The organism is Streptomyces kaniharaensis (assembly GCF_009569385.1).
Lineage (GTDB): Bacteria > Actinomycetota > Actinomycetes > Streptomycetales > Streptomycetaceae > Kitasatospora > Kitasatospora kaniharaensis.
In genome coordinates, this window is record NZ_WBOF01000001.1 from 2,642,505 (window position 1) to 2,652,004 (window position 9,500).

The window sequence follows — 9,500 nt, forward strand, 5'->3', positions numbered from 1 at the left end:
ACCGTGGTGCCCATGACCGACGCCTTCATCGACATCCCCGGTGTCCGCAACTTCCGTGACGCCGGGGGCATCGGCGCCCTCCGCCGCGGCGTGCTCTACCGCTCCGGGTCCTTCCACACCCTCACCGAGGAGGGCGCCCGGCGGCTCAAGGCCCTCGGTCTGCGCACCGTGATCGACCTGCGCAGCCCGTTCGAGCTGGAGGTCTGGCCCGACCTGTGGCACTGCCTCGACCACGAGACCCTCAACCTGCCGACCCTCCCCGCCAACCGCGAGGACCTCGACCGCCCCTGGCCCGAGGACCAGGCCGAGCTCTACCCGTTCATGGCCGAGACCGCCGGGCCCTCCCTGGCCGCCACCGTCCGCCGCCTCGCCACGCCGGGCGCCCTCCCGGCCGTCGTCCACTGCGCCGTCGGCAAGGACCGCACCGGCCTCACCATCGCCGTCCTGCAGTCCCTCCTCGACGCCTCCGAGGCCGACATCACCGCCGGCTTCCTGCTCTCCAACGCCGGTCTCGGCCTCCTCGACGGCCCCACCCCGTACCGCGACGAGACCGGCACCGAGCGCGTCTCCCGCCCCGTGTACGCCGCCCTTCTCGCCTCCGCGCTCGCCTGGATCGGCACCCACCACGGCTCGATCTCCGGCTACCTCCGCGCCCACGGCGTCACCGACGAGGACCTCTCGGCCCTCCGGACCAACCTCTCCGCCTGATCCGCCCCCGCCCCTACCCCTACCCCTGGCGCTCCAGCCGCCACCACTGCGTGGGGGAGTCGATGTCCTCCCACTGCCGGACGGCAGGGTCGGGGGCCGGGGCGGCGGTCAGCGGCTTGCCGCTGATGAAGCTGGTGATGGTGTACGTGCCCGGGGCGTCGTCGTGGTGTTCGAGGAGCCATTCCTGGGCGCCGAAGGCGTTGGCCGACCACTGCTGGATGAGGACGCCGTTGTCGGAGGAGGCCCCGGTGACGTCGAGGCGCTTGCCGCTGGCGGCGTTCTCCAGGTGGTAGAGGGCGCCGCCGGGGTGGACGGCGGTGAGGCGCCAGAGCTGGGCGTCGGTGCCGGTGTCCTCGCCGTGGTGGATGCGGGCGCCGCTGCGGCGGCTGCCGTCGGCGACTCCGAGCAGGAGCCCGCTGGCGACGTTGCGGACCCGGTAGAGGCCGTCCGTGATCGCGGTGTCAGTCACGGGTGAAGTCTCCCACCGGGGTCCGACAGGCCTCGCGGCCGAAGGTGACGGCGGGCACCCGACGGCACACCCGCTCGCACCGCCGCCTATGCTGCGGCGAATGGCTTCCGATCACAATCCACCGTTCCGTCAGCAGCCCACCTTCACCGATGCGGTGACGGCCTTGGAGGCGGCGATCGCGGCCGCCGACGACGAGCGGTTCGGCCCCGCGCTGGGCCAGGTGGCCGGGCTGTTCGGCGCGGCCGGCCCGGCCGAGGTCGCGGCGGCCGGGCCCCGGCTGGCCGCGCTGCTGCCGGACGCCCCACCGTTCCCCCGCTCGCACCTGGCGATGGTGGTGGGCGCGTGCGTGGAGGGCGGCGCCGATCCGTCGGCCTGTGCCGGCCCGGTGCTGGCGGGCCTGCGCGGGGCGCTGACGGGCGCTCAGCGGCTGGTGGAGCGATGGGAGGCGACGGGCGGCGGCCCACTGCCCGACCCGGAGGAGGACGGTCCGGCCGAGGCGCACGAGCGGATCGAGGATCCGGCGGTGCTGGACGAGTGGCAGGCGCATCTGGCGGTCGCCGGCTGGTGGACGCTGCACCTGTGGCAGCAGGCCGCGTGGGCGGTGTACGCGCACGCGGCGGTGCGGGCCGAGGCCCGCGCCTCAGGAGTGACGGCCGTGCTGCTGGAGCTGGCCCGGCGGTACCGCGGCGGCTTCCACGACCTCAAGGGCCTCACCTGTCTGGCGCAACTGCTCGACGACGAGCCGCTGCTGGTGCTGGACCGGCCCACCGGCACGGGCTACCTGCTCCGCATGGACGGGCTGAGCGACAACTTCCAGCTGCACACCCTGCTCGCCGACGTGCTGATCGGCGGCGGCCACCTGCCGGGTACCCGGCCGGACCCGGAGGTGGTGGCGCTCAGCCGCGACGCGTTCCTGGACGGCCGCAAGGTGATCGCGAGCGGCGCGTTCAACCTGGTGGCGCCGGACGGCTCGTGGCTCTGGAACGAGGGCACGCCGAGCGACATCCCGGTGCTGGACGGGGTCCGCACGCTGGTGCTGGACCCTCAGCCGTACGAGCGCAGCTGGTCGGCGGGGCGGTTCATCCAGGAGATCCCGGGCGACCTGCGGCTGGAGCGGGTGCTGTCCCCGGCGGAGGCGGCGGAGCGGCTGGCCCGGACGGCGCCGGCACAGCCCGCCGAGGAGGCGTTCCGGTAGGAACGGCACCGCGGGTCGGGACGGCACCGGGCCGGGGGCCGGCTCGTAGGGTCGGGTTATCGTCGGAAGCCGGAACGAACCGGTCCGACGAAGCGAACCGGTCCGATGAGTGGAGTCGACGATGGCGAAGGTCCCGAACGTGCTCTCGGCCGCCGTGCCCGCCGCGCTGACCGCGGCGAGCGGTCTGGTCGGCGGTTACGGCGTGGCCCGTTGGAGCGGGCGTCGCGAGCTGGGCGGCGCGGTGCTGGCGGTGGCCGGTGCCGGAGCGGCCGCGCAGTGGCACCGCCGTTCGGGCGCGGCCACCGCGGCGGCGCTGACCGGGCTGTACGTGGCGGCGTTCGGCGCCTCGCACCCGCTGGCGAAGAAGATCGGCGCCTGGCCGTCCGTCTTCGCGGTCACCGGGGTGGTCGCCGCCGCCTCGACCGTCGCGACGGCGCTGGCCGTACGACGGACCCGCTGACCGTGCGACGGGGCTGAGGCTCACCGCACCGCCGCGCCGAACCGGGCCTCGAACGCGGCCCGGTTGGCCGAGACCGGCGTGCGGTCCCACACCGCGAACACCACGTGTTCGAAGGCGGCCCCGTACCGGGCCAGCGCGCCCTCGAAGGCCTCGGCGACCTGCGCCGGGTCGTTGCGGAACACCCCGCAGCCCCACGCGCCCAGCACCAGCGTCCGGATCTCGTGCCGGGCCGCCGCCGCGAGCACCCGCAGTGCCCGTTCGGCGAGCACGCCGCGGACGTCGACGCCCGCCGAACGCCGCTCCAGCTGACCGAGGTTGGGCGCGGGCGAGGTCAGGAAGGTGACGGGGTACGGCCGGGCGAGCAGTTCGCCGTGCGCGCCCCGGATCACCGGCACGCCGGGCGAGACGATCACCCGGTGGCTGTAGCGAAGATCGCCGGACGCGCGGTGCGCCTCGTAGTAGGCGCCAGCAGGCAGGTGTACAGCAGCGCGCTGCGGCACAGGTCCTCCTCCTGGGCGCGGGCGCCGCGCAGGTAGCCGCCGCCGGGATTGCGCGCGGACGCGAAGTTGAGCACCCCGACCGGCCCGGCCCCGGCCTCGACCAGGCGCCGCGCGGCCTCGATGCTGCCCTCTGCCGTCACCTCCACCGGCCGCCGCGGGCCGGGCCCCGGACCCGGGCCGCCGTCCCGCAGCAGGGCGTCCAGGGCGGCCGGCGCGTACGACACCGTCCCAGCCCTGGCCGCCGCCAACTGCTCCTCCACCTGCACGAGTTCGCCCCCGGCCGCCCGGTAGCTCCCCCGCTCGACGATCCCCTCGTTCACCACGGCCACTTCATGCAGTCTGCTGCTCATGCCGCAGACGCTACGGGACTTCCCTCACCACGCGCCACAGGTTATTCTCACAGACAGAACAACGCCTCGGGGGGTATCGGGGATACCGGGGGACACCGGGGAACGTTGCGGGGGGAACGCCGACGGGCCCGCTCCACCGAAGTGGAGCGGGCCCGTCGTGCGTCAGCTGACGACTACCGGCTGTGCGACTACCGGCTAAGCGACGCCGGTCGTTCAGTTCTTCCAGCGCGGCTTGCGGTCGTCACGGTTGAAGCCACCGCGCTCGCGGTCGAAGCCACCGGAGCGGGCGCCGCGGTCGTCACGGTCACGGTTGAAGCCACCGGAGGCCTGCGGGCGGCCGCCGGAGCGGTGGTCGTCGCGGCGCGAGAACGGACGGCTGTTGCTGCCGCGCTCGTCGCGGTCCCGGCCGAAGGACGGGCGGTCGCCGAAGGAGCGGGCCGGACGGTCACCGAAGGAGCGGCCGCCGCGGTCGTCACGGTCACGGTTGAAGCCGCCGCGGTCACGGTCGAAGCCACCGGAGCGGGCGCCACGGTCGTCACGGTTGAAGCCACCGCGCTCGCGGTCGAAGCCGCCGGAGCGGGCGCCGCGGTCGTCACGGTCACGGTTGAAACCGCCCGAACGGCCGCCGCGGTCGTCACGGTCACGGTTGAAGCCACCGCGGTCACGGTCGAAGCCGCCGGAGCGGGCGCCGCGGTCGTCACGGTCACGGTTGAAACCGCCCGAACGGCCGCCGCGGTCGTCACGGTCACGGTTGAAGCCGCCGCGGTCACGGTCGAAGCCGCCGGAGCGGGCGCCGCGATCGTCACGGTCACGGTTGAAACCGCCACGGTCACGGTTGAACCCACGGTCGTCCCGGTCACGGTCACGGTCCCGGTCGCGGCCGAACGCCGGACGCTCGGTGCGCGCCTCGCGGTACGACGGAGTGCGCTCCTCGCCCGCCGGGGCGGCCTGGGCCGGCACCGACACCGGCGCCGCGGGAGCCTCGGCCGCCGCCTCCGCGGTGGCCTCGCCGGCCTCCGCGGCCGGGGCCTCGTCCTCGATGCCCAGCGCGGCCCGCTCGCGCGCCGCACGGGCGGCCAGACGGTCGGCCTCCTCGCGCAGCTCGGCGGCGCGGCGCTGCGCGCGCTCCAGCTGGCGGGTCATGTCGGCGAGCTCGCGCTCGGCCGCACCGGCGATGTTCGCGGCGCTCTCGGCCTGCACCTCGGTGAGCGAGCGGGCGCCGGTGATCCGGGCGACCTCGGCGTCGAAGGCGTGGTCCAGGATGTGGCGGCTGGCGTCGACGCCCGCGTCCTCCATCAGCCGGAACACGCTGCGGCGCTGGTGCGGCAGCACCAGGGTGACGACGGTGCCGGAGCGGCCGGCGCGCGCGGTGCGGCCGGAGCGGTGCAGGTAGTCCTTGTGGTCGCCGGCCGGGTCCACGTTGAGGACCAGGTCGATGCCGTCGACGTGGATGCCGCGGGCGGCCACGTCGGTGGCGACGACGACGTTGACGTAACCGTCCTTGAAGTCGCCGAGGACGCGGGTGCGGGCGCCCTGGGTCATGCCGCCGTGCAGCGCGTCGGCCTTCACGCCGGCCTCGATGAGCTGCTCGGCGACGCGGTCGGCGCCCATCTGGGTGCGGACGAAGATGATCGTGCGGCCCTTGCGGGCGGCGATCGCGTTGGTGATCGGCGCCTTGTCCTTGGGCTTCACCACGAGGATGTGGTGGGTCATGGTGGTGACGGCGCCGGCCGACGGGTCGACCTCGTGGGTGACCGGGTTGTTCAGGTAGCGCTTCACCAGGGTGTCGATCTCGTTCTCCAGGGTGGCGGAGAACAGCAGGCGCTGGCCGCCGGCCGGCACCTGGTCGAGGATCTCGGTGACCTCGGGCAGGAAGCCCATGTCGGCCATCTGGTCGGCCTCGTCGAGGACGGCCACCTGGACGTCCTCGAGGACGGCCGAACCGCGGTTGATCAGGTCGCGCAGACGGCCCGGGGTGGCGACCAGGACGTCGACGCCGCGCTCCAGCGCGTAGATCTGGTTCGACATCGAGGTGCCGCCGCAGACGACCTTGAGGCGCAGGCCGAGCACCGAGCCGAACGGCTCCAGGGCGTCGGCGACCTGCATGGCCAGCTCGCGGGTCGGGACCAGGATCAGACCGCGCGGGTGCTTGGCGCGGGTGCGCTCGCCGCCGGCGAGGCGGGTCAGCAGCGGCAGACCGAAGCTGAGGGTCTTGCCGGAGCCGGTACGGCCGCGGCCGAGCACGTCCTTGCCGGCCAGGGCGTCCGGGATGGTCGCGGCCTGGATCGGGAAGGGGGTGGTGACGCCGCGCTTGGCGAGGGCGCGGACGACCTCGTCCGGCAGGCCCAGGTCGCCGAAGGTGATGGTGGGCTCGGCGGCTTCCTCGGCCTCGGCGGAATCCTCGGCCTCGACGGCGTCCGTCTCGACGGCGTCGGTCTCGACGAGCTCGGCGGTCGGCTCGGTGTCGGTGGTGGTGTCGGCGGCATCGGCGGCGGACTCGCTTGCGGGCATGGCGAAGCGGGCGTCGTCAACGAGAGACATTCAAAACCTTCCGGAAGTGGCACGCGCCAAAGTCCGGGGTTCTGTTTCACAACCGCCTCAATGCGGTCAGCCACGGATCGCCGGAACGCGCCAAGGGCGCCAGATGGGAGTAGGGCGCCAGTCAAATGGATCAAACGAACGATCTACCACCATAGACGACCCTCGGGATCAGAGGCAAACGCCCTGGCCATCCCCCTAATGCGTACCCGTGCCCGGGCTCGGCGCCGAGGAACCGGAGCTACCGGACGAGGGCCCGGGGAGCGGTGGGACGGTCGCGACGGGCGAGGTGTGCTCGGGCTCGGGGGACGTGGACGGGTGGCTGCTCGGGCCGGCCGACGGGCTGCCCGAAGAACCGCCGCCGGAGCGGCCCTCACCGGTACCGCTCGAGCCGCCCGTGCCGCCCGTGCCGCCGGAGCCCGCGGTGCCGCCCACCGCGCCCGACGAACCGCCGCCCGACGAGCCACCACCCGGCCGGGGCACGGGGCTGGCGCTCACGCCCCCGGCCGCGCCGCCCGCGCCGGGCTCGGGGGCCGGGGCCGCCGCGCCCGGCACCGCGATCACGCCGGCGGGCGCGCCGTTCACGCCTGGCGCCGGCTCGCCCGGTGGCGGGGCCGCGCCTCCGGCCGGCGCGTTCTCGGCCTGCAAGCCCCCCTGCCGCTCCGGGCGCCCGGACGCACCCCCCGAGTGCCCGCCGACCGGCGAGGGTGACGGCCCCGCCGTCGCCCCCGGCTTGCCCGCCGGCCCGGCGGCCTGGCCCACCGGCGCGCCGCCGCCGTGCTTCCCCTCGGCCGCCGGGCCGACCGACATGCACCCCGTCAGCCCCAGCCCGGCCACCGCCAGGACCGCCGCCGCCCGCACCACACCCGTCCGTAGGTTCGCCACCCTCGGCTCGGCCCACCGGTCGGCCACCGCTCGCACCGGAGCCACCGCGCCGCCCCACGCCACACCCTGCGCCGAGACCGTCCCAACCGTCCGCACCGCCCGCACCGAAGCCACCGAGCTCCCTCTCTGCCGCCCCACCCGGGCCGCCCGAAGCCGCGCGGCCGCTCTGGACGATCAACGCGTGCCCGGCCCGGCGGGACACGGGCGGGGCACGACGAAGCCGCCGGGCGCAGTCCACCCGGCGGCTTCCCCGACAGTTCGAAGCCCATGGTCCGGACGTGGCCCCGCCCCCGGATCTCAGCCCCAGAGCGCCGACGCGAGCCCCGCCCCCGCGTACACCGCCGTCAGCCCCGCGACCAGGCTGCCGACCACGTTCGCCACCGCGTACCGACCCGCCCCGGTCTCGACCAGCCGCAGCGTCTCGTACGAGAACGTCGAGTACGTGGTCAGCGCCCCGCAGAACCCCGTGCCGAGCAGCACCTGCACGTGCGGGGACGCGGCACCGGCCGCCACGGCACCGGTCACCAGGCCCAGCACCAGGCAGCCGAACACGTTCACGACGAAGGTCCCCCACGGGAACACCGAGTCGTGCCGGGCCTGGACCGCCCGGTCCGTCAGATACCGCAGCGGCGCACCGACCACGGCCCCCGCCACCACCAGCAGCCAGTTCACTTCTGGTGCTCCCCCGCGCCCCGCCCGACGTACCGGATGACCTCGCACGGATCGAGCACCACCAGCCCCTCCGCCACCAGCTCGTCCAGCTGCGGCAGGAACCCGCGCACCCGCTCGTCCTCGTCCACGATCACCACCGCCACCGGCAGGTCCTCGCTCAGCGACAGCAGCCGGGTCGTGTGCACCAGCGACGACGCCCCGAACCCCTCGATCCCCCGGAACACGCTCGCCCCGGCCAGCCCGGCGGCGCGCGCCCGGTGCACGATCTCGCTGTACAGCGGCCGGTGGTGCCAGTGGTCGTTCTCCCCCACCAGCACGGTCAGCCGCAGCGCCGGCCCCGTCAACCTGCTCATGACCGCCTCCCGTCGGCCCGCGCCGCGCGGTGGACCAGACGGCGCGTCAACCCGGCCGCCGCCCAGACCGCGCCGAGCGCCGCCAGCAGCGTCAGCCCCAGGTACGTCAGCCCGAGCCCGAGCCGCCCCTCCTCCACCAGGCGCCGCACGTCCACCGCGTACGTCGAGAACGTGGTGAACCCGCCCAGCACGCCCGTCCCGAAGAACGGCCGCAGCAACGGGTGCGCCGGACGGCCCTCGGTGATCGCCACCAGGAAGACCCCGATCACGGCACAGCCGCCTACGTTGATCAGCAGCGTCGTCCACGGGAACGCCGACGGCCCGCCGGCCCACGCCAGCCCCGCCGCGTACCGGGCCACCGCCCCGATCACCCCGCCCAGCGCGACCACGGCCACGGCCGGCCCCTGCCCGCGCAGCAGCGGCGGGCGCCGCCGCGCCGCCTCCCCGGGCCTCGGCACCGCGCGCGCCAACCCGTCCACCGTCCCGTCCGAGGTCGTCATAGGCCCATGAAACACCGGCCTCGACCACCTGGCACACCGTCACCCCAGACCCGACAATGATCCGGTGGAGATGACCCGGGAAGAGTTCGAGACGCTGGTCAGCGACGCCCTCGACCAGATTCCCCCGCAGCTCGCGGCCATGATGGACAACGTCGCGGTCTTCGTCGAGGACGAGCCCGACCCCGCCGACCCGGAACTCCTCGGCCTCTACGAGGGCACCCCGCTCACCGAACGCGGCGAGTGGTACGCGGGCGTCCTCCCCGACCGGATCATCATCTACCGCGGCCCCACCCTGCGGCACTGCGAGACCCGCGAGGAGGTCGTCGAGGAGGTCCGCACCACCGTCATCCACGAGGTCGCCCACCACTTCGGCTTCGACGACCACGAGCTCGGCGAACTCGGCTGGTCCTGACCCCGCCACCGGAGGGTCCCCACCCACCCGGCCGAAACCCGTTTTGGCGATCGGCTCGGCATCCCATATGCTTCTCGACGTCCCCGAACGCTGGAAACAGCGGGACAGGCCGCAAGCCCTCATCGTCTAGTGGCCCAGGACGCCGCCCTTTCAAGGCGGTAGCACGGGTTCGAATCCCGTTGGGGGCACGCAGTAACGCAGTACCGTAGTAAAGTGCAGTGCCGCAAGACCTGGTGGCCCACCAGCCACCCAAGGTCCCGTGGAGCAGTTGGTTAGCTCGCCACCCTGTCAAGGTGGAGGTCGCGGGTTCAAGTCCCGTCGGGATCGCTCGTCTCATCCGAGACGACGCAGTACGGCCAGGTAGCTCAGTTGGTACGAGCGTCCGCCTGAAAAGCGGAAGGTCGCCGGTTCGACCCCGGCCCTGGCCACCACGCCTGACCAGGCACGATGCCCTCGAA

General features: G+C 74.3%; 10 protein-coding genes, 3 tRNA genes and 1 pseudogene. 7 read left to right on the forward strand and 7 right to left on the reverse strand.

Annotated elements, in window-relative coordinates; translation table 11 throughout:
• The first annotated feature begins 12 nt into the window (after positions 1-12).
• Entirely contained in the window at positions 13-708 is a 696-nt protein-coding gene (locus F7Q99_RS12055; RefSeq protein WP_153461228.1) for a tyrosine-protein phosphatase, read from the forward strand.
• 19 nt (positions 709-727) lie between these two features.
• Here F7Q99_RS12055 and F7Q99_RS12060 read toward each other — a convergent pair whose 3' ends face one another.
• Positions 728-1,177: an RICIN domain-containing protein gene (locus tag F7Q99_RS12060; protein ID WP_407697773.1), complete on the reverse strand. Its 450-nt coding sequence runs from the start codon at positions 1,175-1,177 to the stop codon at positions 728-730.
• Between the two features lie 100 nt (positions 1,178-1,277).
• On the opposite strand from F7Q99_RS12060, the gene F7Q99_RS12065 reads away from it, so the two are divergent.
• A complete protein-coding gene (locus tag F7Q99_RS12065; protein ID WP_230210194.1) occupies positions 1,278-2,372 on the forward strand; it encodes a hypothetical protein in 1,095 nt (364 codons plus the stop codon).
• A 121-nt stretch (positions 2,373-2,493) separates the two neighbouring features.
• Positions 2,494-2,832: a hypothetical protein gene (locus tag F7Q99_RS12070; RefSeq protein ID WP_153461229.1), complete on the forward strand. Its 339-nt coding sequence runs from the start codon at positions 2,494-2,496 to the stop codon at positions 2,830-2,832.
• A 20-nt stretch (positions 2,833-2,852) separates the two neighbouring features.
• On the opposite strand, the pseudogene F7Q99_RS12075 reads toward F7Q99_RS12070, so the two are convergent.
• The 6 genes and pseudogenes from F7Q99_RS12075 to crcB (F7Q99_RS12100) form a co-directional block, all read right to left on the reverse strand.
• Positions 2,853-3,682: pseudogene (locus F7Q99_RS12075) on the reverse strand (TIGR02452 family protein).
• Between the two features lie 213 nt (positions 3,683-3,895).
• The gene (locus F7Q99_RS12080) at positions 3,896-6,223 is read right to left on the reverse strand and encodes a DEAD/DEAH box helicase (protein WP_153461230.1); all 2,328 of its coding nucleotides are present in this window, start codon (positions 6,221-6,223) and stop codon (positions 3,896-3,898) included.
• A gap of 195 nt (positions 6,224-6,418) precedes the next feature.
• On the reverse strand, positions 6,419-7,219 hold the full coding sequence (locus F7Q99_RS12085; RefSeq protein WP_153461231.1) for a hypothetical protein: 801 nt from the start codon (positions 7,217-7,219) through the stop codon (positions 6,419-6,421).
• 183 nt (positions 7,220-7,402) lie between these two features.
• Complete coding sequence (gene crcB / locus F7Q99_RS12090; RefSeq protein WP_326846570.1) at positions 7,403-7,777, reverse strand: fluoride efflux transporter CrcB; 375 nt, start codon at positions 7,775-7,777, stop codon at positions 7,403-7,405.
• Positions 7,774-8,130: a DUF190 domain-containing protein gene (locus tag F7Q99_RS12095; RefSeq protein WP_153461232.1), complete on the reverse strand. Its 357-nt coding sequence runs from the start codon at positions 8,128-8,130 to the stop codon at positions 7,774-7,776. Before F7Q99_RS12095 ends, crcB (F7Q99_RS12090) begins: the two co-directional genes overlap by 4 nt.
• Entirely contained in the window at positions 8,127-8,630 is a 504-nt protein-coding gene (gene crcB, locus F7Q99_RS12100; protein ID WP_153461233.1) for a fluoride efflux transporter CrcB, read from the reverse strand. The genes F7Q99_RS12095 and crcB (F7Q99_RS12100) overlap by 4 nt, the downstream gene beginning before the upstream one ends.
• Positions 8,631-8,700: 70 nt before the next feature.
• Here crcB (F7Q99_RS12100) and F7Q99_RS12105 point away from each other — a divergent pair, with 70 nt between their 5' ends.
• From F7Q99_RS12105 to F7Q99_RS12120, 4 genes are all read left to right on the forward strand, one after another.
• Positions 8,701-9,042, forward strand: coding sequence for a metallopeptidase family protein (locus F7Q99_RS12105; RefSeq protein WP_153466096.1), 342 nt, complete (start codon positions 8,701-8,703; stop codon positions 9,040-9,042).
• 115 nt (positions 9,043-9,157) lie between these two features.
• Positions 9,158-9,230, forward strand: a tRNA-Glu gene (locus tag F7Q99_RS12110).
• 65 nt (positions 9,231-9,295) lie between these two features.
• Positions 9,296-9,369 (forward strand) — tRNA-Asp (locus F7Q99_RS12115).
• Positions 9,370-9,396: 27 nt separating this feature from the next.
• Positions 9,397-9,473 (forward strand) — tRNA-Phe (locus tag F7Q99_RS12120).
• Positions 9,474-9,500: the final 27 nt, after the last annotated feature.